Consider the following 24,998-nt stretch of genomic DNA (forward strand, 5'->3'; position numbering starts at 1 on the left):
CACCGGGACGCGGATCCCGAAGACGCCGTGTAGCGGCTCGTGGCTCGCAAAAGTGAAGCCCGCTCTCAAGATTGGCGCTCGGGGTCTTTCTAACAGGTATCATGTGGCGGCCCACGTCGACCACGAACGGAAGCATGAAACCGGTGGATGGACGAAATTGGGAGCTTGACTAAACTCAGGCCATTACGGAAGCCGCTACAGCTAGGGTGAGATCGAGGCCGCTGACGTGGGGCTTGCCCTGGTGTGCGGCGCGGCTATACTTTGAAGCCGCGCCGAGGTGCCTATACTTTCAACGGGCGCACGGCACCCTTCAGCGAAAAATGCTCCGGAAACATGGCCGCCAGGAAGCGGAAGATGATCCGCGATGCCTCTTCGCGGTCGAAGCGGTCAGGGTGCAGCAGGAAGTCGGTCCACATGCCCTCAAGCAGTGCCAGTGTGCCATGGGTTGCATCCCGGGCCGCACCGGTGGCATCCGGTGTTCCGGCCTCGCGCACGATCCGGGAAAAGGCGTTGTGGATCATGCCGCGCAGCCGTCCGTCGCGGGTATCGGAATACTCGGCAACGGCCTTGCGGTTCCTGGCCTCGCCGCGGAAGGCGTACCAGATGCTGACATTGCGCCGGTTCAGCACCCGCGCGCTGAGGTCGCCGCGCACGATCATCTCGACCCGTTCCTGCGGGCTGTCTCCTGCGGTCTGCAACAACGCTTCCAGCCCGTCGTAATATTCCTCTGACGAATGATGCGCCGCCGCCTGAACCAGGTTGTCCTTGCCGCCGAAATGCAGGTGGATCATGCCGCGTGACAGGCCGGCGCGCTGGATGATCTCGCTGACGGATGTTTCCGAAATACCTTTCTCCGCCACCGAATCCAGCACCGCCCCGATCAGGGCCTGGCGGTTCTGCTCGCGGTTCTGTTCCCGTTTTCCCGGCATATGACTCTGTTGGTTATTGACGGCATTCACAATTCGGCACCCTGCAGCAGGCAGCGCCATGCCAGCATTGGTCGCATATCACCCGCAGAATATCCAGTCAAAATGGACGCTTGTCCATTTCCTTAAGAAACCTGTTGACAGATGCATGCCCTGACCGCCACTCTTTTATGGACGATTGTCCATTTTTCGATGCGGCACCCGCGTAAACAAAAACGGTAAGCGATACCCAGCAATGGCCGGAATTCTAAAAACCGAAGCAGGCAAAGGTCTGGCGCTCAGCGCCCCTGCGTCGCTTTATGTGGGGCTGCTGGTAGCTGCGCCGCTGGGCATTCTGGTGGCCTACAGCTTCTGGACCCAGTCCTATGTCGACATCGACAAGACGCTGACCTGGGCCAATTACGCCGAGGCCGCCACCGATCCGCTGGTGCGGCATCTAATGCTGCGCTCGATCCTGATTGCCGGGGCGGTGACCATAGCGACGGTGGCGCTGGCCTATCCGATTGCCTATTTCATCGCCTACCGCACCCGCAAGAAAACCCTCTGGCTCTTGCTGATCACCATCCCGTTCTGGTCAAGCTACCTGCTGCGGGTGTTCAGCTGGAAGCTGATCCTCGGGTTCAACGGGGTGATGAATTCCGCTCTGCTCTCAATGGGGCTGATCAACGAACCGCTGACCTTTCTTCTCTACAATGAATTCGCGGTGGTGCTGACACTGGCCCATGCCTGGGCGCCGTTTGCGATCCTGCCGATCTATGTCTCGCTGCAGAAGATCGACCGGGCATTGCTGGAGGCCGCCACCGATCTCGGGTGCTCCAAGCTGGAACGGTTCTTCCGGGTCACCCTGCCGCTGTCGGTGCCCGGCATCATCGCCGCCAGCCTGATCATCTTTATCCCCACCGTCGGCGACTACGTCACCCCGTCGCTGGTCGGCGGCTCGCAGGGCAAGATGGTGGCGAACCTCATCCAGGTGCAGTTCGGCCCGGCCAACAACTGGCCGTTGGGCGCGACGCTGTCGCTGGTGGCGATGGCCTCGGTCGGCTTTGTCGCCATCCTGTTCGTTATCCTGGCCACCGCCCTGGGGAGGAGAATCCGTTGAGCAAGTCACTCCGTTTCCCCTGGCTTCTGGCCTATGCGGTGGCCTATCTGATCTTCCTCTACCTGCCGGTGCTGCTGCTGCCGCTGTTCTCCTTCAACGACGGCACCATCGTCGCCTTCCCGATGAAAGGGTTCACCCTGAAATGGTATGCCCAGCTGGGCGCGCAGGACACGCTCTTGCAGGCGATGGCGAACTCGCTGATCGTCGGCGTGGTCACCGCAGTGGTGGCTACCTCGCTGGGGCTGTTTGCGGCCCGCGCCTATGTGCGCTACCGCTTCACGGGGCGCGAGGTGTCCGAAGGGCTGGTGATGCTGCCGCTGGTTATCCCCGGCATTATCGTGGCGTCGTCGATGCTGGTGCTGTTCATCTCGCTGGGGCTGCGGCCGTCGCTGACCACGGTGATCCTCGGCCATGTCTTTGTCGCGCTGCCGTTTGCCGTATCAATCATGAAATCCGCCTTTGACGACTTTGATCAATCGCTGGAGGAAGCCGCTTTTGATCTGGGCGAAAGCGTCATCGGCACCTTCCGCCGGGTGACCCTGCCGATCGTGGCGCCGGGGATTGTCGCCAGCCTGCTGGTCACGTTCACCGTGTCGTTCGACGAGTTTGTGCTGGCCTTCTTTCTGTCCGGCAACCAGCCCACCCTGCCTGTCTATATTTGGAGCCAGATCCGCTTTCCGGCAAAGCTGCCGAACACGCTGGCGCTTGGCTCGCTTTTGCTGCTGGCCTCGGTGCTGTTGCTGCTGACAGCCGAATACTTCCGCCGCCGCTCCACCAAATCCGCCTGAAGGAAACGAAGCAGATGACCAGTCAGAACATCATCGAAATCTCCGGGGTGGAAAAGCGCTTTGGCACCTTTGTGGCGGTGCGCGATCTGAACCTCGAACTGAAGGAGGGCGAGTTTTTCTCGCTCCTTGGCCCCTCGGGCTGCGGCAAGACAACGGCGCTGCGGATGATTGCGGGGTTTCAAGACCATGACGAAGGCACCATCCGCATCGGCGGCCAGGACATGGCCCATATTCCTGCCAACAAGCGCCCGGCAAACATGGTGTTCCAGTCCTACGCGATCTTTCCGCATCTGAACGTCGGCGACAACGTGGCGTTTGGCCTGCGCAAGCTGCGTCTTGGCAAGACCGAGATGCAGGACCGCGTCGCCGAAGCGCTGGAGATGGTGGAATTGGGCGGTCTGCAGGCGCGCAAGGCCGATGAGCTGTCGGGCGGCCAGCGCCAGCGGGTCGCCCTGGCCCGTGCGCTGGTGATGCGGCCCAAGGTGCTGCTGCTGGATGAGCCGCTGTCGGCGCTGGACAAGAACCTGCGCGAGGCGATGCAGTTTGAGATGCGCCGCCTGCAGCAAAAGCTTGGCATCACCTTTGTCATGGTCACCCACGACCAGTACGAGGCGATGACAATGTCCGACCGCATCGGCGTGATGTTCCAGGGCCAGCTCAAACAGGTCGACAAGCCGGAGGTGCTCTACGCCCGTCCCTGCAGCCAGGAAGTCGCGGCGTTCATCGGCGGTATGAACTTCCTTGACGCGGCGGTGACGGGTGAGGCGGACGGCAAGCTGCACGCCCAGGTGCAGGGCTTCGGGCCGCTTGCCATTGATATGAACCCCAATGTGGCCCGGCGCGGCCCGCAGCTGCTGACGGGCATCCGCCCCGAACAGCTGGAGATTTCTGCCCAAAAGCCCGATGGCTATGACGGCTATCTGCAGGGCACTGTCACCAACGCCGCGTTTTATGGCGAGAACGTCCACTACCACGTCACCGCTGACGGGTTGCAGCAGCCCATTGCGGTGTCGGTGCCGAACTATTTTCACACGGTTGATCACCAGCAGGGCGATCCGGTCTGGCTGGGGGTGCAGAACGCCTCGGTCATTGATCTCGGCGCCCGCGAGGCATGAGAAAAAAGGGAGGAAGAAATATGAAACATTTCAACACGGTGCTGGCCGCTGCCACGGCTTTGACCGCCTCAGCCGGCATTGCGTCCGCCGATGCCGCCAGCCTGTCGGTCTTTGACTGGTCAGGCTATGAGGACCAGGGATTTTATGGCGATTATGTCGCCAAATACGGCGGCGCCCCCAGCTATACCTACTTCGGCAGCGTCGAGGAGGCCTTTACCAAGCTGCAATCAGGCTTTGCCGCTGATCTTGCCCATCCCTGCACCGACGGCTTGCGCAAATGGGTCGCAGCGGGGCTGCTGAAACCCATTGACACTTCCAAGATCAGCAACTGGGAGAATTTGCTGCCGCAGATCAAAGATGTGGACGGCGTCACCATCGACGGCAACACCTACATGGTGCCGTTTGAATGGGGCAACACCGGGCTGATCTACCGCACCGACCAGATCAATGCTGCGGACGTCTCGCTGCAATTGCTGGGTGATCCGGCTCATCAGGGCAAGATCGCCATTCCCGATGCGGCCTCCTCGGCCTATGCAATGGCAGCTTTGGCCACCGGGGCCTCCAGCTATACCGATATGTCGGATGAAGAGTTCCAGAAAGCCTCGGACTTCCTGCGCGTGATCCACCCGAATGTCCGCTTCTACTGGTCCGACGCGGGCCAGCTGGATCAGGCCCTTGCCTCAGGCGAGGTTACCATGGGCTGGGGCTGGAACCAGTCGGAGCTGAATCTGATCTGGAACGAAACCCCCGCAAAGATGATGCGCGACGTGGACAAGGGCATCGCCACCTGGGTCTGCGGCTATGTGCATCTGAATTCCTCGACCCAAAGCGACGAACAGGTCTATGACATGCTGAATGCCCTAAGTGCCGAGGCCAGCGGCAAATACATCATTGAAAACTGGGGCTACGCCCATGCCAATGCAGATGCCTTTGCCTCAGCCGATCAGGATCTGATCAAGACCTACGGCTTTGCCGATGTGGACAGTTTCTTTGAGGACAGCCTGTTCTTTGACGCTGTAAAGCCCGAGCTTGAGGGCCGCATGCTGAAGGAATTCGAACGCATCAAAGCCGGGTTCTGATCCAGCCGGCGGCGGGCACTGAAACCCGCCGCACCGCCAAGACCAAACAACCAAGACACAAAGGATGTGCCAGCATGCAAGGCGCAAATGGGTATTCCATTCTGTTCGAGCCGGTGAAGATCGGCCCCGTCACCGCACGGAACCGCTTTTACCAGGTGCCCCATTGCAACGGGATGGGCCATGTGCGCCCCCAGGCAGAGGCCGCGATGCGCACGATGAAGGCCGAAGGCGGCTGGGCCGTCGTTTCCACCCAGGAGACGGAAATTCATCCGACCTCGGACCTTGGGCCTTATGCGGAAAACCGGCTTTGGGATGAGCATGACATCCCCGCCCTCCGGCTGATGACGGAAGGTGTGCATGACAAAGGTGCGCTTGCCGCGATCCAGCTCGCCCATAACGGCCATCATGCCACCAACCATTTGACCCGCGCGCCGGTGCTTGGCCCATCGGACATGCCGATCGACACACCATTCCCGAAGCAGGCTCGTGCGATGGACAAATCCGACATCCGCGACCTGCGCCGCTGGCACCGGGCCGCCGCGCGGCGGGCCAAAGAGGCGGGTTTCGATATTGTCTATGTCTACGCCGGCCACCAGATGACCCTGCCGCAGCATTTTCTGCTGCCGCAGCACAACAACCGCAGCGATGAATACGGCGGCAGCCTGGAAAACCGGCTGCGCCTTACCCGCGAACTGCTGGAGGAAACCCGCGAGGAGCTTGACGGCCATTGCGCGGTGGCCTTCCGCTTTGCCGTGGATCAGATGGCCGGGCCGGACGGGATGCAGGCGCAGGAGGAAGGCCGCGCCGTGGTGGAATTGCTGGCTGATCTGCCCGATCTTTGGGATGTGAATGTCTCAGACTGGAGCAATGACAGCCAGACCACCCGGTTCCAGCCGCAGGACGGGTTTCAGGTTCCTTACATCGAATTCGTCAAACAGGTGACTTCCAAACCCGTCGTCGGTGTCGGCCGTTTCACCTCGCCGGATCTGATGGCCTCGCTGGTCAAAAAGGGGGTGCTTGATCTCATTGGTGCGGCCCGGCCCTCGATCGCAGATCCGTTCCTGCCGAAGAAAATTGAAGAAGGCAGGATTGAGGAAATCCGCGAATGCATCGGCTGCAATATCTGCGTCTCTGCTGATATGCTCGGGGTGCCGATCCGCTGCACCCAGAACCCGACCATGGGCGAGGAATGGCGGCGGGGATGGCACCCTGAGGTGATCGCATCAAAGGGCCATGAGCAGCACGCGCTGGTGGTCGGTTCCGGACCCGCCGGGCTGGAATGCGCGATGCAGCTGGCCAAACGCGGCTATGACGTGACCCTTGCCGAAGCCGGGAAGGAGTTTGGCGGGCGGGCGCTGCGCGAAAGCCGCCTCAAAGGGCTGGCAGCTTGGAAACGGGTCGCGGACAACCGTCTGTGGCAGCTGCAGCAGCGGGCCAATGTCCAGATGTTCACAGACAGCCCGATGACCGCCGAAGAGGTGGCGGATCTCGGCATTCCCAATGTCTTCCTCGCAACCGGCAGCCAGTGGCACCGTGACGGGCGCGGGCGGTCTTCACTGGCCCCGCTGCCGGTGCAGGATATGCCCTGTTTCACACCGGATGACATCATGTCTGGTGAACTGCCGCCGGACAGCGGGCCGGTGCTGCTCTATGATGACGACCAGGGGTATCTGGGCGGGGTGCTGGCCGACCACCTGGCTGCCGCGGGCCGCAAGGTGATCCTGGCCACGCCCGGCGCTGTGGCTTCGGCTTTTACCGACCTGACACTGGAGCAGGCCCGGGTGCAAACCAGCCTGTTGCAGGCAGGCGTGGAGATCGTGCCGCTGCATCTGCTCCACTCGGCGGATGCCACCGGCGCGGCACTTGCCTGTGCCTACACCGGCCGCATCCGGCAAATCAGCTGCGCCAGCCTTCTGATGGTGACGTCACGCCAGCGCGATACGGCGCTTTTCGATGCCCTGCGCGCTGACTACGGGGACCGGTTCACCACGCTGGAAATGATCGGCGACGCCGCGTCGCCCGGCCTGATTGCCGATGCGGTCTTTGCCGGCCATTTGGCGGCACGCAACTTTGAACGCGACCCGGCGGCAGCCGATGCTGAATGGTTCCGCCGCGAACTTATCTCACTCAACGATATGGGAGGCGCATAATGCCCAAAGATGACCTGCAAGTGATGCGTGACCTGATTGAAACCCATCAGCCCGGATTTGCGCTTGAGCGGCATTTCTATACCTCTCAGGCGGTTTATGACCACGACATCAAGATGTTCTGGAACCGCAACTGGATCTGGGCCGGCCATGTCAGCCAGATCGCAGAGCCGGGCGACTATTTCCTGTTCGACTACGGCCCGGAATCCATCATCGTGGTGCGCGACCGCAGCGGCGATGTCCGCGCCCATCTGAATGTCTGCCGCCATCGCGGATCCCGCGTGTGCCTGGAGAAACAGGGCTCAGCCCGGGTTTTCTCCTGCCCTTATCACGCCTGGACTTTCGGACTGGACGGAAAACTGCGTGGCGGCCGTGCCATGGGGCCGGATTTCGACCCCGGCGAATACGGGCTGTTCCCGGTGCAGGTGCAGATCTTCCAGGGGCTGATCTTTGTCTGCGCCGACGAAAACCCGCCGGTACTGCAGGACAGCCTGGACAAGCTGGCACCGCTGTCCGCCCCGATGCAGCTGGAAAACCTGACGCTTGCGCACGAGGCCTCTTATCCGGTGCCCGCCAACTGGAAGCTGGCGCTGGAGAACTATCTGGAGTGCTACCATTGCGCGCCCTCGCATCAGGAATATTCGCGCAGCCATTCGCTGAAAGACCCGGCGGATGTTGAAAAACATGGCGAAGCCCTGCGCGAACGCTCTGCCGCCATCGGCCTGCCGACCGAAGAACTGGACCTCACCGGTCCCAATGCCCTGGCCTCGGGCGCGGATGTCTACTGGCGCCGCTACCCGCTGTTTCCCGGCTATCAGACCGGCAGCAGGGACGGCGCACCGCTGGCGCCTCCGCTAGGCGAGCTCAGCGGCCATGACGGCGGTGCCACCGACCTTGCGGTCGGCACGCTCAACTATTTCCTGATCTACGCCGACCACTTTGTCGGCTACCGCTTTGTGCCGCGCTCCCTGCAGGAGACCGATATACAGATCGCCTGGTATGTGCGCGGCGGTGCGGAAGAGGGTCGCGACTACGACAAGGAAGCGCTTACCTGGCTCTGGCATGTGACCTCGCTCGATGACGAGAAGATTATCCGCCACAATCAGGAAGGAGTGAATTCGCACCGTTTCGTTCCCGGCCCGCTGTCGGAAATGGAATGGAGTCTGCCCGGCTTCTACCGCAGCTATTTCGGCATGATCTGAACGCCTTACACCCTAGCAACTGTGTCCAGGTTTTCAGTCCCGGCACCTGGTGGAGCGGATTTGGGATGAAACGATCTGGCTCTGAAATCCAGATCTTGCAGATGTATTCGCAGGGTGTGAGGCCGCTAAGCGTCTTGAGCCTGCGAGCAAAGTTGTATGCGTCCATGAAGCCGGCGAGGTGCGTGCGCAGCTGATCATGGCTGTCGTAATGGAATCGTTGTACCGTCGCGTCCTTAATCGTTCGGTTCATCCGCCCGACCTGGCCGCCGCTCGGGCAAACAGTCCCCCGGACTGTTTGCCTTTCCTCGCAGCTCCATGGCTGAAACGCATAGAGGCAATCATCCAGCGGCAGTGGCGTGTGCCGCCGGAATGCGACGATCATTGCCTCCTCCGCTTCGAAGAGAACGGCCGAACACGGCTCCTTCGGCCCGGTCTTCAAATCCTCCACCGTCGCAGGCTTGCGCCACTTCGCGACGGTCTTGGGATTGATGCCCAGCTCCTTGCTCAGCTGCGCGGGCGGAGCCTGCGATCGCTGTATTGCTGCTCTGACGGCGTGCGTGCCCTATCGGCAGATTGCTGCGCAACCGCCTGCCGGCTGACAGCGCGTGGCGCTCCCATGACGAACTTGTCCCATAGTGTTTCCTTCCAGGCCCGAGAAAGGATCACACCATCAAAACCTGGGATCAAACACCTAGACCGCGAGATCGCGGTAATTGTTTAAGATCGCGGTTACTGCCGCCTTGGTTTTCGAAGGCAACACCGGTTGTTCCAGCTCGGCCAGCATGATCCTGAGGTCATCGCCGATACGCTCCAGCAGATCCTGATCCGGCGCGCCTGCGTTGCTGAGCGGTATGTTTGGCCCGAAATAGCGGGAGTTCCAGACCTGGGTCCGGCAATTGTCGACCGTGTGCTGCCGCGCAAGAAAGTTCCCCGACGGGCCGACTTCCCGGATCAGATCGGCAGCCATCTGATCGGCGGAAACTTCCAGGCCTTGCCACATCTTACGCAGCAGCCCCGCCAGATCGTCGCAGAGTAAAAGCGCATGCAGCGAATATGTCAAACCCTGATCAAGGGATCCCATATAGTCGATTGTGGCGGGACGGTTGTAGAACATCTGCGTCATGTTCGAGGAGATTTCCCAGACTGCATCCTGATTAAAGCGGCGGGCAACCGAGCAGCCGCCGATGCCAGTCAGCGACGGGAACCCCAGCGACCGGCGGATCTGGCACATCGCCATATCAGCCACTGAAGTCTGGGAAAAGCTGCCGATGGCACCGGTGGCCGGCTCCATGAAATTCACATCCGAACAGCCGACGCAGAAACTGCCCTCGGCGGCCAGCTGGCCCAGCACCGCAGCAGCGAAGTCTGTCATCAGCGCATGGGTGATGCAGCCAGCCAGGGTAATTGGGGATGAAGCGCCGCCGATCGGCAGGGTACCAACCCCAACCGGGACGCCTGCCCGGGCAGCGGTGATGATCTGGTCCGAGTGGATCCGTGCGAGATTGACCGGCAGCGGCGTGACCAGGTGCAGGAAGTAGGGCTTTTTCCTCAGCGCGTCCTGCGATCCGCGCAGCGCGGCCGCCATTTCAGTGACAGCGACAAGCGACGACGGGTGCTCGCAAAGGTATTCCAGCGGCTTGGTAGTGTTTTCCATCAGGCAGACAAATTCGTCGATCTCGCCGAACTGGTTCGACTGTTCGACATTCTTCACCGCAATGCAGACACCGTCGACATGCGGCAGCTTGTCGGCAATCAAGGTGATCAGCGCCAGGTCCTCCCGCGTCGAAGGGCGCGGCTCACCGGAGACCGCGTCATAGACCGCGATGCAAGTCATGCCGGGCATGAACCATGTGTGCTCGCAATCAATCGAGATGGGGTTTTCACCGTTGCGGTCCCAGAGCGTGGTCTTGCGGGCGGCTGTTGCCAGCGCCCTGCGGGTCACGGTTTCCGGGATCTTGACGATACCGCCGTCTGAAAGGACACAGCCAGCCTGCCGCAACAAACCATCCGCTTCGCCGCCCGGCTCGATGACCACGCCGGAGGTTGCAAGCAGCTCAACCGTGGTGTCCACGATCTTGTCCACCTGCCCCTGCGTCAGCGGCGCATAGGCCGGAGTGGCCCGGGAATGCGGGCCCTTGCTGGCAGGCGCTTCGATTGAGACGGTTTTTCTGCGGCTTCTCGCACGGCGCATTTGTTCTACCCCTTTCTTTGAGTGATCGCTCAAACTTGGTGTTCGAAATCCGGTTTGTCCAGACATCAATGCCTCCTCCGGCAAATTATTTATTTGAGCGCTTAAATAAATAATGCTAATGATTCCAACCAGAGGGAAGGAGACCCGCATGAAGGACGACGCGCTAATTCAGTCTGATCCCAGGGCCGGACGTACCGGATTACCCGCCTGGAGTTATACCAATCCGGAGCTTCTGGAAGAAGAAAAGGAGCTGCTGTTCCGCCGCCACTGGCAGCTTGTTTGCCATGTGAATGACGTGCCGGAGCCCGGCGATTTCATGGCCGCGGATTTCACCGGTGAGCGTGCCCTGGTGGTGCGGGGGAAAGACGGCGCAGTGCGCGCCTTTCACAATCTTTGCCGCCATCGGGGCAGCCGTGTCGTGGCTGAAGACAAGGGTCATTGCAAAAACGCCATCATCTGTCCGTTCCACGGCTGGGCTTTCAATCTGGATGGCACCCTGCGCGGTGCGGCACGGCCCGAAACCCTGCCGGATCTGGATCCGCAGGAATGGGGGCTGAAACCGGTTGAGATGGACATCTGGCACGGGTTTGTCTTTGTGCGCTTCAAGCCGGGACCGCAGCCCGCGGTGTCCGAAGTGATGGCGCAGTTCGAGGCGGAGCTGGCGCCTTACGGCCTGGCAGACCTTCTGCCGGACGGGAACGGGATCAGCGCCACTGAAATTGCCGCAAACTGGAAATGCGTCCGCGATGTGGACAACGAAGGCTATCATGTGCCGCTGGCGCACCCGGGCCTGCATGATCTTTTTGGCAGCAACTATGACGATCAGCCTTTCAGTAACGGCGCTGCACGGTCATTCGGCGCTTTCCGTCCCGGTAACGGGCGGCTGTGGAGCGTGCGCAACTACAAAAAGCTGCTGCCCAAAGCCGATGGGCTGGACGAGGAACATCAGGCAGCCTGGCTCTATCTTGGGGTCTTTCCCAACCTGGTGTTCGGCATCTACCCGGACTCGGTGATCTTCTACCACGAGTTTCCGGTGGAAAACGGCCGCACCATCCAGCGCGCCGCCTGTTACAAGCGACCGTCCGAAGACCGGCAGCTGCGCGCCGCGCGCTATCTCAGCGGGCGGATCGACCGGATCACCTCGAAAGAGGATGAGCAGCTTATAGAATGGTGCTGGGAGGCGGCCTTTTCCAGCGGCTATGATGGCGTCATCCTGTCGGATCTGGAGCATGGCGTGCGCAGTTACCACGACGAGCTGCGCAAGCTGTTCCCGGTTCTGCAGCATGATGAACCCGGACCAGGGCAATTGAAGGCCTGCAACGCAGAACTGCTTGCGCAGCTTGACAAGGCTTGAAGGCGGGCGCCGCCCGTGCGGGGGCGGCGCCCTTAAAACCACCCAGGAGGAGCCAGGAATGTTAACTGGAGAGAGGCGCCAGGGCCTCGCATTAATCAGCCCGACATTGCTCTATTCGCTGCTGATGCTGGCCGCGCCTTTGGTGATGGTGCTGACGTTCAGTTTCTGGACCCAGAACTATCTGGATCTCGACACCACGCTCACGCTGGACAACTACCGCGAGGCCTGGAGCAAGCCGATCTACCGCGCCTTGCTGCTGCGTTCATTGAAAATCTCGCTCATTGTCACGGCAGTGACCGTGGGGCTGGCGTTTCCGATCGCCTATTTTCTGTCCTTTCACGTCAAACAGCGCAAGGCATTGTGGCTGTTCCTGATCACCGTGCCGTTCTGGACCAGCTACCTGCTGCGGGTATTTCTGTGGAAGGTCATCCTCGGCTATAACGGCGTGCTTAACACGGCCTTCACGGGGCTGGGCATTATTGACGAGCCGCTGACCTTCCTGCTGTATAATGCCAATGCTGTGGTGCTGACCCTGGCGCATGCCTGGGCACCCTTTGCGATCCTGCCGATTTTTGTGGCACTTGAGAAAATCGACCGCTCACTGCTGGAGGCCGCTGAGGATCTGGGCGACGGGCCGGTGCGGCGGTTCTTCCGCATCACCCTGCCGCTGGCGATGCCCGGCGTGGTTGCCTCCACCCTGATTGTGCTGATCCCCACCATCGGCGATTTCATCACTCCGAAACTGGTTGGCGGCACTGACGGGCTGATGATCGCCAACATGATCCAGATACAATTCGGCAAGGCAAACAACGCGCCGTTAGGGGCTGCGCTGGCGATCACTTCGATGCTGATCGTAGCCGGCATAAGCGCGGTTATCTTCCTTGCTGGCAAACGTTTTGGAGGCAAGGTGCAATGAAACCCGCCCTGAAATTCCTCTCTGCCAGATGGCTGGCCGTTTATGCGGTTGCCTATATGGCTTTCCTCTACGCGCCGGTGATCCTGCTGCCGATGTTTGCCTTCAACGATGCCACGATCATCTCCTTTCCGCTGACCGGCTTTACGACACAGTGGTTCGACGTGCTGTGGCAAACCGAATCCCTGCATGGCGCGGTGCGGAATTCGCTGTTGGTCGGTCTCTCATCGGCGGTGCTGAGCACCATCCTTGGCGCCTGCGCGGCGCGGGCTGCGGCGCGCTACCGGTTTCCCGCAAAACGTGGCATCATGAGCTTTATCATGCTGCCGCTGGTGCTGCCCGAAATCATCGTGGCGGTGTCCCTGCTGGTGCTGCTGATGCAGCTGGGCATGCCGCTGTCGCTGGCAACCGTGGTGCTGGGGCATGTGCTGATCTGCACGCCCTTCTCCATCGCCATCCTGAACTCCGCCTTTCAGGGGCTGGACCAAAGCCTTGAGGAAGCGTCCTTTGATCTGGGCGAAAGCCGCTGGGGCACCTTCCGCCGCGTGGTCCTGCCTCTGGTCATGCCAGGTGTGGTGTCCAGCCTGCTGATCACCTTCACCATTTCGCTGGATGAGTTCATCATCGCCTTTTTCCTGACCGGCACCGAAGTTACCCTGCCCGTCTATATCTGGAGCCAGCTGCGCTTCCCTGCCAAACTGCCATCAGTGATGGCGCTGGGGACCATCCTGCTGGCTTTGTCCGTCCTGCTCCTGATCCTGGCCGAGTGGTTCCGCCGCCGCGCCGCGCGGAAACAGGGTCTCGAAGCTTCAGCCACCGGAGGATTTGCCTGACATGGCCATCCCATCTCCCAATCCCATCATCGACCTTGCGGGCGTCACCAAGTCCTTCGGAAGCTTTCAGGCTTTGAAAGGCATCGATGCAACCGTCTATGAGGGCGAATTCTTTTCACTGCTGGGCCCATCGGGCTGCGGCAAGACAACCCTGCTGCGGATGATCGCCGGGTTTGAGACGCCAACGGATGGCACCATCGTGATTGCAGGCCAGGACATGGCAGGCGTGCCCGCCAACCGCCGCCCCACCAACATGGTTTTTCAATCTTATGCTATCTTCCCGCATCTCAGCGTCGCCGAGAACGTCGGTTACGGGTTAAAGACACGCAAACTGCCCAAGGCCGAGATTGCCCGCGAGGTAGAGCAGGCGCTGCAAATGGTGGATCTGGGCGGCCTTGGGACCCGCGCCGCGCATGAACTGTCCGGCGGCCAGCGCCAGCGGGTTGCGCTGGCCCGGGCGCTGGTGATGAAGCCGAAGGTGGTGCTGCTGGATGAGCCGCTGTCGGCGCTCGACAAGAAGCTGCGCGACCAGATGCAGGTGGAGCTGCGGCAGCTTCAGCAGAAGCTTGGCATCACCTTCATCCTGGTGACCCACGACCAGGAGGAGGCGCTGACCATGTCAGACCGGATCGCGGTGATGTTCGACGGCCGGATCGCGCAGCTCGCCACCCCCGAGGAACTGTACCGCCGTCCGGTGGACAGGCGTATCGCCTCTTTCATCGGGGTGATGAACTTCCTCGGCGCCAAGGCCACCGGGCGTATGAACGGCCATCTGGCGCTCGACATTCCGGCACTTGGCAGCATCGAGCTGCCGTCGGCACAGATCCCCGACGGGCTGGACCTTCGGACCCTGGATTCGATTGGCATCCGCCCGGAAATGCTGACCATCCTGTTTGACGGAAGCGAACCGGCCGAGCAGGTGGCCAGAGGACAGGTGACCGGCACCGCCTATTACGGCGACATGACCTATTACAGCGTGCGCCTGCCCGGCCACGGCGAGGACGTGACCATCTCGATGCGCAACACGGCAGGCCGGTCCATCGTGCCGCCCGGCAGCGAAGTTCCGGTGGGTTGGGGCGCAGACTCCATTGTGCTGTTCCAATAAGGCTGGGAGGCATTGACCTCTGCTCTTTTGCAAATGCTCTGAACAACAAGAAAACGCCCCGCCATTTGGCGGGGCGTTTCGTCATCCGGAAGGCCTGACTGTTTCAGAAACCGGCTTTGATCAGTTCGAATTCGGCAATCATCTTCTCGCGCAGCGCCGAAGGCACCGGGGCCTGCCAAAGGGTTTTGGCGCGCAGCGCGTTGCTGCTTTCAAGCCCGGCCGCCGCCAGGTCTTCGGTGTTCATATCCGCCATCGCCTTGGCGTTGCCGTGGCCATAACCCCAGGCGGATACCAGGTGGTTTGCAGTCTGCGGCTCCAGCCAGGCGTTGATGAAGTCATAGAACTTGTCCTCGGACCCCGGTGCATTGGTGAGCTTTGCATAGCCGCACACCCAGCTGGATGCGCCCTCTGCCGTGTCGCGCTTGATTCCGATCGGATGGCCTTCGTAGGTCATCGTCGAATAGGTCTCGTTCCAGGCCCAGGCCAGATAAACCTCGCCGCTTTGCATCAACTGCGCCAGCGAGGCCCCATCGGACCAATAAGTGCGCACGTTCTGGTGCACGGTGCGCAGGAAGTCAGACGCCGCACGGAATTGGGCGTCTGTGGCATTTGTCCAATCATTGACACCGGTGGCCAGGAACCCCAGCGCATAGGCGTCGTCCACATTGTCCCCGATCGAGATGCGCCCCTGGTGTTTGGGGTCCGCAAAGGCCTGCAGGGACGCAACGTCTGCGTCGTTCAGATGTTCCGTGTGATAGGTGACTGCGGTATTGCCCCAGTCTGCCGGGATGAAATAGTTCTGCCCGTCCTTGGTGTAGGCCTTGACGTCGCGAAAGCTTGGCTCGAGCTCGTCCCAGCGGTCGATCCGTGCAGTGTCGAGCGGTGCGAGCAATCCGGCCTCGATCCATTTCGGCACCGATTGCGAACAGGGATGCGCAACATCTGCGCGAAACCCAGATCGCAATTTCTGGAACGCCTCTTCTTCGTCACCGAAGAACGCAAAGGTCGGGCTGTCGCCATGCGTCTCAATGTAAGCAGAGAAGAACCCTGGATCCTCGTAACCGGCCCAGTCGAAAACGGTCAGCTCCGCGTCTGCGGCCAGGCCCGCGCCTGCCTGTAGCGAAAGAACCGTGCCAAGCGCAGTGGCTGTTTTCAAAAATTTCATGAAAGTCTCCCTGTTGCCGCGGCCCTGTTTTCCCGCCATTTGCCTCCTCCGGCACAGGCTTGGCCGTGATAGAAAAGGTTAGGAGGGAAATCGGCTTGACACAACATTTATTTAAGCGCTCAATTAAATTGTGAACTGAAATATGCCCGCCAAAAGGTAAACTCTGATGCGCGATCCCCGCCATGACATCCTGTTCCAGCCGCTGAAAATCGGCCCTGTAGAAACTAAAAACCGGTTTTATCAGGTTCCGCATTGTGCGGGCATGGGCTGGCGGCGTCCGCGCACCGTGGCGGCGATGCGGGGGATGAAGGCGGAAGGGGGATGGGGGGTCGTTAACACTGAATTCTGTTCGATCCACCCGACTTCGGACAACGACTATTACCCCTATGCAGCACTTTGGGACGAGGATGACATCCGCGCCAACCGGCTGATGACCGACGCGGTGCACGAACATGGCGCGCTGGCCGGGGTGGAGCTGTGGATCGGCGGCGGCATGGTGACCAATTTCGGCACCCGCCTGGCGCCTTTGGGCCTGCGCAACCGGCCGCAGACGGATTCCACCGTCCTGCATCCCGGGCAGGCGCGCAAGATCGGCCGCGAGGACATCCGCAACATCCGCAAATGGCACCGCGACGCTGCCTTGCGTGCGGTCGATGCCGGGTTCGACATCGTTTATGTTTATGCCACCCACGGCTACCTGCTGTCGGAATTCCTCGACCCGGTGAACAACACCCGCAGCGATGAATACGGCGGCAGCCTGGAGAACCGGGTGCGGCTGGTGCGCGAGCTGATTGAGGAGACCAAAGAGGCCGTTGGCCACAAATGCGCCGTGGCCACCCGGTTCAGCGTCGGGCTGGAAGATTCCGAAAGCTATGATGCTTTTGCCATGCTGGCGGATCTGCCGGATCTTTGGGACCTTGTGGTGCCCGATTACGGGGTGGAGATGGGGGCGAGCCGTTTCGTCAAGGAAGCCTCCTTCACTGATAGCATCGCGAAAGCAAAATCGCTGACCTCGAAACCTGTTGTGGCAGTGGGCCGCTACACGTCGCCCGACACCATGGCGCAGGTGATCCGCCAGGGCGGGCAAGATCTGATCGGCGCGGCGCGGCCATCGATTGCCGACCCGTTTCTGCCCAAGAAGATCGAAGAGGGGCGTAGCGAGGACATCCGCGAATGCATCGGCTGCAACATCTGCTATGCGCATGACTCGCTGGGGGTGCCGCTGCGCTGCACCCAGAATCCGACCATGGGCGAGGAATGGCGCCAGGGCTGGCATCCAGAGAAATCCGGCCGCAGCACAGCCCCTGAGAAGGTGCTGGTGGTAGGCGCCGGCCCTGCCGGGCTAGAGGCTGCCCGGGTGCTGGGCGAACGAGGCCATTCGGTGATGCTGGCCGAGGCAAGCCGGACCCTGGGTGGCCGCGTCACCCGCGAATCCCGCCTGCCGGGGATGATCGAATGGGCCCGCGTGCGCGACTGGCGCATCGGCCAGATCGACAATCTGTCCAACGTTGAGGTTTACCCGGAAAGCCCGCTGGATGCCTCCGATGTGCTGGACCTTGGCGTCTCTCACGTCATTGCCGCCACCGGGGCGGTCTGGGCCACGGACACCATCGGGCGCCATTCCGGCACCGGGCTGGAAGAAGAAGCGCCCGGCATGATCGTCTCGGCAGAAACGGTTCTGAACGGCGAAGCGCTCAACGCCGATCACGTGGTGATTTATGACGACGACCACTACTATCTCGGTTCGGTCCTGGCACTGCAGCTGCGCAAAGACGGGCACCGGGTCACCCTTGTGACACCTGCAGGCCGCCCCTGCGATTGGGGCCAGTGGACGACGGAGGTCTACCAGTCCAACGCCGCCCTGGTCGAGGCAGGTGCCGCGGTTGTGCCCAACCGGATGCTGGTGGCCGCGCAGACAGGTGAGGCGGTGTTGTCCTGCATGCTCTCAGAAGCCCGCAGCACGCTTGCCTGCGATGCGATCATCCCCCTCACCCGCCGCCTGCCGGTGCTGGGGCTTTATGACGGGCTGAAGATGTTGGGAGACGGGTTGCAAGACACCGGGATCAAATCGGTAGCCCGTATCGGCGACGCAGAAGCCCCCCACATTATCGCCGCCGCGGTGCAAAGCGGCTACCGCGCAGCGATGGATCTGGGGCAGGAGGTCGATCTGGCCAAGAAATACGGGCGCCGCGAGCATACAGTGTAAGGCAGAATTCTAAGCCCCGGCTCCTGCGGAAACTGCCGCAGGAGCCGGGGCTTTTCATTTCCTGTGGATAGGAAGCGCGACACGTCCCGGGCTAGAGCGATGGCCCTGGCCTGCCGTCACAACCGCAGGTATTCGGAACAAAAAAAGCGGGCGCCGGAACCACCGTTTGCGCCCGCCAGTTCGGGGAAGGGTGACGGGAGCCGGTGCCACCCCCTCCAGCTTTACGCTGCCAGCTGCGCTTCCACCTGCTGGATGGCACGTTCCAGGATGTCGAACATTTCGTCGGTCTGTTCCAATGTGATGATCAGCGGCGGCGAGAACACTGCCATGTTGATCAGTGGGCGGACGATCAGCCCCATCTCCTCGCAAGCCGCATCTATCATCGAACCGAGCTTGCGCTCGGCCTCCAGATTCTCTGCCTGGCATTCGATGCATCCCAGCAGACCCTCGCCGCGGGCGTCGCCGACGATATCGAACCTCATCAGATCGCTCAGACGCGCCTGGAAATGCGGAGTGACGGCGCGGACATGCTCCAGGATGCTTTCGCGCTCGATGATCTCGATGTTCTTCAGCGCCGCAACGCAGGACACTGGATGGCCGGAATATGTGTATCCGTTGGTGTAGGAGGACGGTGTGCCCAGATCGCTCATCTGCTCCATGACGCGGTCAGAGATGATGCAGGCGCCAAGCGGCAGATAGCCGGATGTCAGCCCCTTGGCACAGGTGATCATGTCAGGCTGGATGCCAAAGACCTCCTGGGAGGCGAACCAGTGGCCAAGACGGCCAAAGCCCGTCACCACCTCGTCGGAAATATAGAGGATGTCATTGGCGCGGCACAGCTCCCACGTCCGTTTGTGATAGCCGGGTGCAGGCACGATGACACCGCCGGAGGACAGGATCGGCTCGGCAATAAAGGCGCCGATATTGTCCGCGCCGATCTCTGCAATGGCAGCCTCCAGATCCGCAACCTTGGCATCGCACCAGTCCTCCACGCTCATGCCTGCAGGGCGGCGGTAGGGGTTCACGTCGGGCAGGAAATGCACCAGCCGGGTTTCAAAATCGAAATGGCTCTGGTCGCGCTCCTTGCCGGTCACCGAATGGGCCAGATAGGTGGAGCCGTGGTAGCCCTTCTCGCGGGCGATGATCTTTTTCTTCTGCGGCATCCCGCGGCGGTTGTTCATGTACTGCATGGTGCGCAGGGCCGTATCCACCGCGGTCGAGCCGCCAGTGGTGAAGAAGACGTTGTTGAGGTCGCCCGGCGCCATTTCGGCGATCTTCCGGGCCAGCACTGCCGACGGCTCGGTGGTGTTGGTGAAGGGCGAAGTATAGGGCAGCTTCATCACCTGCGCGGCGATGGCATCGGCCATGTCCTGGCGGCCATAGCCAATCTGGGTGCACCACATGCCGCCCGGTCCGTCGATGTAACGTTTGCCGGAGGCATCCCACAGATGGATGCCGTCGGCACTCTCCATCAGCATGTTATCGTAGCCGCGCCAGTCATCCATTGCCATCCAGGGGTGCAGCTGATGGGTGCGGTCCCATTCGTGCAGGGTGTCGGCGCTCGGTTCGTTTGCGAATGTGTTCGGGGTCATCTTGGTCATGGGAGTACCTGATCCGGGTTAAAACGGGCGCGGCGGGGTTGCCCGCGCACGGCTGTTAATGAAGAAGGGCTTGTCCTCGATGGTGACCGGCACCAGGCGCCTGTCCCACTGCCCCTCTTCGTTGACGTAAACTTCGGCCCAGAGGTCATCGGTGATGCCCTCGCCGAAAGGCGCCTTGAACTCGGCCAGCGCGATGTTGCGCTTGGTGGTGGGGGACCAGACGCCAGAGGTCACATGCCCCACCTCCTTCTTTTTCTTGTGATAGATCAGCGCGCCATCCGCGGGTTTGAAACCGCCGATGTCGATCTTGCGCAGGTGATAACACAGGCCGGTCTCCTGCTGTTTCAGCAGCGCCCGGCGGCCGTTGAAATGGCCCTTGGTTAAATCCACCATCTTGGCGAATCCCAGCTCCAGCGGGGTGCGGCCCCGGCCCAGACGCATGGCCATATGCACGGGCTGGAAGTCAAAACCCGCGGCGATGAACCCGGCCTCGATCCGGCAGATGTTGAGCGCCTCAAACCCGATCGCCCGCAGGCCCCAGTGGCCGCCCTTGGCCCAAAGCCTGTCCCAAAGCTCCAGCGCCTTACCATTAGGCACCCACAGCTCATAGCCGAGATCGCCGGTGAATCCGGTGCGGGAAATCCACAGATCCGGCTCGATTTCGCGCCAGTCGAAGGGTTTCATATCCGCCACGGCGCCTAGTCCTGCGTCCTGCAGCAGCGAAAACGAGGTCGGGCCCTGCAGCGACAGCGCCGCGATCTCCTGGCTTTCGTCGGAGATCTTTGCGTCAAAGCCCCAGGCGGAGTCGAGCAGCCATGTGTACATCGGCTCCTGACAGCAAAGGCGGAAGTCAGTCTCCGAGAAGCGGAACAGGGTGCCGTCGTCGATCACCATACCCTCTTCGTCGCACCACAGGACATAGCCGACCCGCCCGGCGCGCAGCTTGGCGGCATTGCGGGTCACCAGCCGGTTCACCACTTGCAGCGCGTCCGGTCCGGTGATGCGGTATTTGTGCATCGGCGAGATGTCGAACAGGGTGGTCTGGTTGCGGATGGCGAAATATTCGAACTCCACTGTGTCCAGCATCGCAGGCGAAACATAGCCCGCCCAATTGGTCCAGCTTTTGGCGGTGCTGAGCGCCTCCAGCCGTGGCTGGAACGGGGTTTCGATCAGACCGATGGGTACATGTTTGGTCATCAGATCACCCCGTCTTTCAATAGCTGCAAGGCGCTGTTGCGGCCGGCAAGCCCGGTCACATCGCCGCCGGGATGGGCCCCCGCACCGCACAGGTAGTAGCCCTTGGGGCCGAAGCGGTAATGCGCCATGCCGTTGGCTGGCCGCACCGTGAGGATCTGATCGATGCCCATCTCCGCATGATGCCAATGCCCGCCCGGCGCTCCGGTCCGCGCCTCGATACAGGCGGGGCTGAGCACCTGGCGTTCCGTGACCAGCGCGCTGAAGCCGGGTGCGTATGTCTCCAGCGTGGAGAGTGTGACGGCGGCAAGCCTGTCACATGCGGCCTCATCCCAGCCGCCCTCCAGCCCATACGGAACAGAGCTGACAACAGCGGACAGCACATGCTGCCCGTCTTTGGCCAGCCCTGGGTCGGCAAGGCTGGGAATGACCGCCTCAATCACCGGGCTTTCCGCGATCCCGCCGAATTTTGCCGGGTTGAAGGCGCGCTCCACATAGGTGGCACTTGGCGCAATCAGCAGCCGGCCTGCCGCGAGTTCGGGGGTGAGGCCGGTGAACTTCGGTACACCGTTCAGGACCAGATTGACCTTGGCGGCCGCGCCCTTGCAGCGCTGGTTGCGCATCCGCCGCACCATTTCCACGTCGTAATGTTCTGCACCCGCCAGCTTCATCGCGGGCATTGGGCCAGTGTTGCTCAGAACTGTGCGGGCGGAGATCTCCGTGCCATCCTCCAACACCACACCTGACGCGCGGTCATTTTCGACCAGCACACGGGACACGCCGGTGCCGGTGCGGATTTCAGCGCCGGCTGCGCGGGCTGCAGCTTCAAACGCAGCTGAAACCGCACCCATGCCGCCGATCGGCAGCTGCGCTCCGCCGCCCTGCCCCAGCCGGTACATCAGCGAGAAAACCGTCCCGGGTGAGCGCGGCCCGGCATAGGCGCCGCGCACCGCATCCGCTGCCAGCGCCCCGGCCAGCGGGCCGTCTTCCAGATCGTCCAGGATCAAATCGTAGGCGTTGGAAAATAGCACGCGGAGAAACTCGCGCATGTCTTTCTTGCCCGTCCGCTTAAGATCCAGCCCCAGTTTGGCCAGCCCGGCAAGTTCCGTGAGTGTATTCAGGCTGGCCAGTCCGCCCTCAAGAGATGGCGGGGATTTTGTTGAAAGCTGTCCCAGAAGGCCGGCGAACAGTGTCAGGCGGCGCATCAGCTCCGTAAAAAGCGCGGCTTCCGGGTGGGGCCGCCCATCGGCCAGTTCTGCCTTGCCACCGCGGATCACGGCATGGTTCCCATCTTGGGACAGTGAAACAGCAGAAAGCTCGCGCATGTCCAGAGGCGCGCGGGCGGTGCCGAGGCCCAGCTCCTTCTTCACCTTGGGATGAAGGTTGTAGAGCAGATGCGCAATCTCCGGCACCTCTATGCCGCTTGCCAGCGTGGTATTGCGGGCCATGCCGCCGGTGGTTGCGTTCTTTTCGATCACGCAGACGGATTTGCCTTTGCGGGCCAGCGTTGCAGCCGCGGCCAGCCCGTTGTGGCCGGCACCAATGACAATTGCGTCGTAGGTTGGTGTATTCATTGTCTGCTCCTCACGCCGCGTAACCGGTCACTGCGCGGCCCTTGCCGATGTTGCGCAGGATTTCCTTGGCGGCATTGGCGCCCGGCGCCGCCATTACGCCGCCGCCCGGATGGGCTGAGGATCCGACGATATACATGCCGTCAATGGGGGTGTCGTATTGCGCGTAGCCTGGCACCGGGCGGTTAAAGAGCAGCTGATCAAAGGTCAGCTCGCCCTGGAAGATGTTGCCTTCGGTCAGACCGACCTCCTGCTCGATATCCCAAGGCGTGCGGATCTCGGCGTGCAGTGTCTTGCTGCGGATGTCGGGGCAGGCCTGCTCCAGCTTGTCAAAGACGCAATCAGCAAAGGCGCCGCGGGTCTGGCCGTTCCAGTTGGTGCCTGCGCGCACGCCGCCCACCTCCAGATCATAGGGCGCGTATTGCACAAAGACGGTCATCATATGCTTGCCCGGCGGCGCCATGGTCGGATCGATCTGACTGGGGATCAGCATGTCGAAATACGGATTCTGCGACCAGCGCCCCTCCTTCCAGTCGTCATAGGCGCGCTCCAGCTCATTCAGGCTCTCCGAACAATGCAGATCGCCGCGCAAGAAGGGCGCGCCTTTGGGGGCGGCCGGGAATTCGGGCAGCGCATCCAGCGCGATGTTCAGCTTACCCGAGGAGCCGCGGATCTTGAAACGCTTCACTGCCTTGGTGAAGTCCTCGGGAAGGTGTTCTTGCCCGGTATGCTTTAGGAACGTGCGCTTTACATCCATGTTGGAGGCCACGATGGGAGCGTGGTATTCGTCGCCGTTTTCCAGTGCCACCCCGGTGACCTTGCCACTGTTCACCAGGAAACGGTCGACGCCGGAGCCGGTGACGATGGTGCCGCCCGCCTCCTCGAAACAGGCCCCTAGCGCGTTGGAGATCGCCCCCATACCGCCGCGTGCAAAACCCCAGGCCCCGATCGCGCCATCGACATCGCCCATGTAGTGGTGCAGCAGCACATAAGCCGTGCCGGGTGAATAAACCCCAAGGCCAGTGCCAATGATCCCGGCGCCGGCGATATGCGCCTTGATCAGGTCATTTTCAAAATGCTCATCCAGGAAATCGCCGATCGACATCGACCAGAAACGCAGCGTCTCGCCCAGTTCTTTCTTGCCCAGCCCATGCGCCTGTTTGATCAGGAACAGCAACTCGCCGATGTCGCGCGGCTTCAGCGACGACGGGTCCGGTGCATTGCGCAGCAGGAAGGGCCGGATAAAGCGGCACTGGCGGATCACCGTCTGGCTGAACCGGTCATAGGCATCCGCGTCATGGGCGCTGTGACGGGAAATTTCCCGGCGCAGGGCGTCATGGCCCGACATGTAGGCAAAGTAATCGCCATCGCGGCTGAAACTGGCACCGCCCTCATAGGGGATCACCTGCAGCCCGTATTTCGGCAGTTCCAGGTCGCGCACAATCTCGCGACGCAAAAGCGAACAGACATAAGAGCAGTTGGAGTACGTCCAGCCCTCATGCAGGGAACGGCTTACCGCCGCGCCGCCGATCCAGTCGTTTTTTTCCACCACCAGAACCTTCAGCCCAGCCTTGGCCAGGTAACAGGCCGCGGTCAGGCCGTTGTGCCCGGCCCCTGCCACGATGGCGTCATATCTGTCATGCTGCCCCATGAGTTTCTCCTGGTTCGACTGTTGCTGACTGGAGACTAGTAGAGAAGATATTTGCCGTAAAGTTTTTTTGAGCGCTCAAATAAAAATAATCCGGCTGACAGGCGCAGCGAAGTGTGGAACAAGAAAGAAAATTGACATTTGGATTTCTCATGGTGGCATCGCAGAGCGGCGGCAGGAAGCCGCGCAAGGAACGCAAGGAAAACGCCGACATGCGGCGCCGGCAGATTCTCGATGCGACTCTGAAGTCGATTGTTGCCAATGGGCTTGCCAAAACGACGCTGGCGACGGTGGCCAATGAGGCCGGGCTGTCCCAAGGTGTTGCCGTCTTCTACTTCAAGTCCAAGACCGGCATTCTGACCGAAGCGTTGCGGGATCAGTACCAGACCTACGAGGCCCACTGGCAGGCTGCCCTGGACAAGGCCGATGCTGCACCCGCGCCCCGGCTGCGCACGATCATCGAGGCGGATTTCAGCCCGAAGATCTGCAACCCCAGTGCGCTTGCCATCTGGTTTGCCTTCTTCGGAGAGCAGAATTTTGTTCCGCAATATGCCGAGATCACTGGCGAGTTTGAAGATAAGAGATCTAAAATCCTTAGCGAGATCTGCCGGCAGCTGGCGCCGGATGATCCTGAAAAGGCGCGCCTGACTGGCGGCTGGATTGATACGCTGACCGATGGTTACTGGCAGAAATTGCACTTGTTTCCGCACATTTACACGCGTGAGGCGGCACTTGAGCAGACTCTGACATTCCTGCAAACGCTGTTTCCTAATTATACGGAGGCTTTCCAGGCAAAGACTGGCAATTAGCAGCCTAACAGGAGTTCCTCGCGTCAAAGAATTTCTGCTTGAACCTCCATGG

Annotated in this window: 19 protein-coding genes and 1 pseudogene; 12 read left to right on the forward strand and 8 right to left on the reverse strand. The window is 61.3% G+C overall.

The window, feature by feature from the left end; translation table 11 throughout:
- Positions 1–281: 281 nt before the first annotated feature.
- Positions 282–929 carry a TetR family transcriptional regulator C-terminal domain-containing protein gene (locus tag K3555_RS17640; RefSeq protein ID WP_259996828.1) on the reverse strand — a complete coding sequence of 216 codons (648 nt, stop codon included), beginning with the start codon at positions 927–929 and terminating at the stop codon, positions 282–284.
- A gap of 232 nt (positions 930–1,161) precedes the next feature.
- On the opposite strand from K3555_RS17640, the gene K3555_RS17645 reads away from it, so the two are divergent.
- The 6 genes from K3555_RS17645 to K3555_RS17670 all read left to right on the forward strand — a co-directional run bounded on the left by K3555_RS17645 (position 1,162) and on the right by K3555_RS17670 (position 8,356).
- Complete coding sequence (locus tag K3555_RS17645; protein ID WP_260006459.1) at positions 1,162–2,025, forward strand: ABC transporter permease; 864 nt, start codon at positions 1,162–1,164, stop codon at positions 2,023–2,025.
- Positions 2,022–2,813: an ABC transporter permease gene (locus K3555_RS17650; RefSeq protein ID WP_259987757.1), complete on the forward strand. Its 792-nt coding sequence runs from the start codon at positions 2,022–2,024 to the stop codon at positions 2,811–2,813. The genes K3555_RS17645 and K3555_RS17650 overlap by 4 nt, the downstream gene beginning before the upstream one ends.
- A 14-nt stretch (positions 2,814–2,827) precedes the next feature.
- Positions 2,828–3,928 (forward strand): ABC transporter ATP-binding protein, encoded by a 1,101-nt coding sequence (locus K3555_RS17655; RefSeq protein WP_259987759.1) that lies wholly within the window; start codon positions 2,828–2,830, stop codon positions 3,926–3,928.
- A gap of 20 nt (positions 3,929–3,948) precedes the next feature.
- Positions 3,949–5,007 (forward strand): PotD/PotF family extracellular solute-binding protein, encoded by a 1,059-nt coding sequence (locus K3555_RS17660; RefSeq protein ID WP_260006460.1) that lies wholly within the window; start codon positions 3,949–3,951, stop codon positions 5,005–5,007.
- 74 nt (positions 5,008–5,081) lie between these two features.
- The gene (locus K3555_RS17665) at positions 5,082–7,157 is read left to right on the forward strand and encodes an FAD-dependent oxidoreductase (protein WP_260006461.1); all 2,076 of its coding nucleotides are present in this window, start codon (positions 5,082–5,084) and stop codon (positions 7,155–7,157) included.
- Positions 7,157–8,356, forward strand: a complete 1,200-nt coding sequence (locus K3555_RS17670; RefSeq protein WP_260006462.1) for an aromatic ring-hydroxylating dioxygenase subunit alpha — start codon at positions 7,157–7,159, stop codon at positions 8,354–8,356. Before K3555_RS17665 ends, K3555_RS17670 begins: the two co-directional genes overlap by 1 nt.
- A gap of 28 nt (positions 8,357–8,384) precedes the next feature.
- On the opposite strand, the pseudogene K3555_RS17675 reads toward K3555_RS17670, so the two are convergent.
- Both K3555_RS17675 and K3555_RS17680 read right to left on the reverse strand, forming a co-directional pair.
- Positions 8,385–8,894: pseudogene (locus K3555_RS17675) on the reverse strand (hypothetical protein); the annotation flags it as partial.
- 153 nt (positions 8,895–9,047) lie between these two features.
- Positions 9,048–10,547, reverse strand: coding sequence for a trimethylamine methyltransferase family protein (locus K3555_RS17680; RefSeq protein ID WP_260006463.1), 1,500 nt, complete (start codon positions 10,545–10,547; stop codon positions 9,048–9,050).
- 148 nt (positions 10,548–10,695) lie between these two features.
- On the opposite strand from K3555_RS17680, the gene K3555_RS17685 reads away from it, so the two are divergent.
- Genes K3555_RS17685 through K3555_RS17700 form a run of 4 tightly spaced genes read left to right on the forward strand, consistent with a single transcriptional unit; the run spans position 10,696 to position 14,752 of the window.
- Positions 10,696–11,901 (forward strand): SRPBCC family protein, encoded by a 1,206-nt coding sequence (locus tag K3555_RS17685; RefSeq protein ID WP_260006464.1) that lies wholly within the window; start codon positions 10,696–10,698, stop codon positions 11,899–11,901.
- A 58-nt stretch (positions 11,902–11,959) separates the two neighbouring features.
- Positions 11,960–12,817: an ABC transporter permease gene (locus tag K3555_RS17690; RefSeq protein ID WP_259987771.1), complete on the forward strand. Its 858-nt coding sequence runs from the start codon at positions 11,960–11,962 to the stop codon at positions 12,815–12,817.
- The gene (locus K3555_RS17695; RefSeq protein ID WP_260006465.1) at positions 12,814–13,647 is read left to right on the forward strand and encodes an ABC transporter permease; all 834 of its coding nucleotides are present in this window, start codon (positions 12,814–12,816) and stop codon (positions 13,645–13,647) included. Before K3555_RS17690 ends, K3555_RS17695 begins: the two co-directional genes overlap by 4 nt.
- A 1-nt stretch (position 13,648) precedes the next feature.
- Positions 13,649–14,752, forward strand: coding sequence for an ABC transporter ATP-binding protein (locus K3555_RS17700; protein WP_260006466.1), 1,104 nt, complete (start codon positions 13,649–13,651; stop codon positions 14,750–14,752).
- Positions 14,753–14,855: 103 nt separating this feature from the next.
- Here K3555_RS17700 and K3555_RS17705 read toward each other — a convergent pair whose 3' ends face one another.
- The gene (locus K3555_RS17705) at positions 14,856–15,917 is read right to left on the reverse strand and encodes an extracellular solute-binding protein (protein ID WP_260006467.1); all 1,062 of its coding nucleotides are present in this window, start codon (positions 15,915–15,917) and stop codon (positions 14,856–14,858) included.
- A 166-nt stretch (positions 15,918–16,083) separates the two neighbouring features.
- Between K3555_RS17705 and K3555_RS17710 the strand changes: the two genes are divergently transcribed.
- A complete protein-coding gene (locus K3555_RS17710) occupies positions 16,084–18,123 on the forward strand; it encodes an NAD(P)-binding protein (protein ID WP_260006468.1) in 2,040 nt (679 codons plus the stop codon).
- A 221-nt stretch (positions 18,124–18,344) separates the two neighbouring features.
- Here the strand turns inward: K3555_RS17710 and K3555_RS17715 are convergent, their stop codons facing one another.
- The 4 genes from K3555_RS17715 to K3555_RS17730 are packed head-to-tail and all read right to left on the reverse strand — an operon-like array spanning position 18,345 to position 24,140.
- Complete coding sequence (locus K3555_RS17715) at positions 18,345–19,724, reverse strand: aminotransferase (protein ID WP_260006469.1); 1,380 nt, start codon at positions 19,722–19,724, stop codon at positions 18,345–18,347.
- An 18-nt stretch (positions 19,725–19,742) separates the two neighbouring features.
- A complete protein-coding gene (locus K3555_RS17720) occupies positions 19,743–20,921 on the reverse strand; it encodes an aminomethyltransferase family protein (RefSeq protein WP_260006470.1) in 1,179 nt (392 codons plus the stop codon).
- Positions 20,921–22,492, reverse strand: a complete 1,572-nt coding sequence (locus tag K3555_RS17725; protein WP_260006471.1) for an NAD(P)/FAD-dependent oxidoreductase — start codon at positions 22,490–22,492, stop codon at positions 20,921–20,923. The genes K3555_RS17720 and K3555_RS17725 overlap by 1 nt, the downstream gene beginning before the upstream one ends.
- 10 nt (positions 22,493–22,502) lie before the next feature.
- A complete protein-coding gene (locus K3555_RS17730; protein WP_260006472.1) occupies positions 22,503–24,140 on the reverse strand; it encodes an NAD(P)/FAD-dependent oxidoreductase in 1,638 nt (545 codons plus the stop codon).
- 113 nt (positions 24,141–24,253) lie between these two features.
- On the opposite strand from K3555_RS17730, the gene K3555_RS17735 reads away from it, so the two are divergent.
- The gene (locus K3555_RS17735; RefSeq protein ID WP_260006473.1) at positions 24,254–24,946 is read left to right on the forward strand and encodes a TetR family transcriptional regulator C-terminal domain-containing protein; all 693 of its coding nucleotides are present in this window, start codon (positions 24,254–24,256) and stop codon (positions 24,944–24,946) included.
- Positions 24,947–24,998: the final 52 nt, after the last annotated feature.

This window comes from Leisingera sp. M527, assembly GCF_025141525.1.
Classification (GTDB): domain Bacteria; phylum Pseudomonadota; class Alphaproteobacteria; order Rhodobacterales; family Rhodobacteraceae; genus Leisingera.

Excerpts from the sequence above, each read along its gene's own strand:
- K3555_RS17640 (WP_259996828.1), bottom strand. The coding sequence starts at position 929 with ATGCCGGGAAAACGGGAACAGAACCGCGAGCAGAACCGCCAGGCCCTG.
- K3555_RS17645 (WP_260006459.1), top strand. The coding sequence starts at position 1,162 with ATGGCCGGAATTCTAAAAACCGAAGCAGGCAAAGGTCTGGCGCTCAGC.
- K3555_RS17655 (WP_259987759.1), top strand. The coding sequence starts at position 2,828 with ATGACCAGTCAGAACATCATCGAAATCTCCGGGGTGGAAAAGCGCTTT.
- K3555_RS17660 (WP_260006460.1), top strand. The coding sequence starts at position 3,949 with ATGAAACATTTCAACACGGTGCTGGCCGCTGCCACGGCTTTGACCGCC.
- K3555_RS17665 (WP_260006461.1), top strand. The coding sequence starts at position 5,082 with ATGCAAGGCGCAAATGGGTATTCCATTCTGTTCGAGCCGGTGAAGATC.
- K3555_RS17670 (WP_260006462.1), top strand. The coding sequence starts at position 7,157 with ATGCCCAAAGATGACCTGCAAGTGATGCGTGACCTGATTGAAACCCAT.
- K3555_RS17680 (WP_260006463.1), bottom strand. The coding sequence starts at position 10,547 with ATGCGCCGTGCGAGAAGCCGCAGAAAAACCGTCTCAATCGAAGCGCCT.
- K3555_RS17685 (WP_260006464.1), top strand. The coding sequence starts at position 10,696 with ATGAAGGACGACGCGCTAATTCAGTCTGATCCCAGGGCCGGACGTACC.
- K3555_RS17690 (WP_259987771.1), top strand. The coding sequence starts at position 11,960 with ATGTTAACTGGAGAGAGGCGCCAGGGCCTCGCATTAATCAGCCCGACA.
- K3555_RS17695 (WP_260006465.1), top strand. The coding sequence starts at position 12,814 with ATGAAACCCGCCCTGAAATTCCTCTCTGCCAGATGGCTGGCCGTTTAT.
- K3555_RS17700 (WP_260006466.1), top strand. The coding sequence starts at position 13,649 with ATGGCCATCCCATCTCCCAATCCCATCATCGACCTTGCGGGCGTCACC.
- K3555_RS17705 (WP_260006467.1), bottom strand. The coding sequence starts at position 15,917 with ATGAAATTTTTGAAAACAGCCACTGCGCTTGGCACGGTTCTTTCGCTA.
- K3555_RS17710 (WP_260006468.1), top strand. The coding sequence starts at position 16,084 with ATGCGCGATCCCCGCCATGACATCCTGTTCCAGCCGCTGAAAATCGGC.
- K3555_RS17715 (WP_260006469.1), bottom strand. The coding sequence starts at position 19,724 with ATGACCAAGATGACCCCGAACACATTCGCAAACGAACCGAGCGCCGAC.
- K3555_RS17720 (WP_260006470.1), bottom strand. The coding sequence starts at position 20,921 with ATGACCAAACATGTACCCATCGGTCTGATCGAAACCCCGTTCCAGCCA.
- K3555_RS17725 (WP_260006471.1), bottom strand. The coding sequence starts at position 22,492 with ATGAATACACCAACCTACGACGCAATTGTCATTGGTGCCGGCCACAAC.
- K3555_RS17730 (WP_260006472.1), bottom strand. The coding sequence starts at position 24,140 with ATGGGGCAGCATGACAGATATGACGCCATCGTGGCAGGGGCCGGGCAC.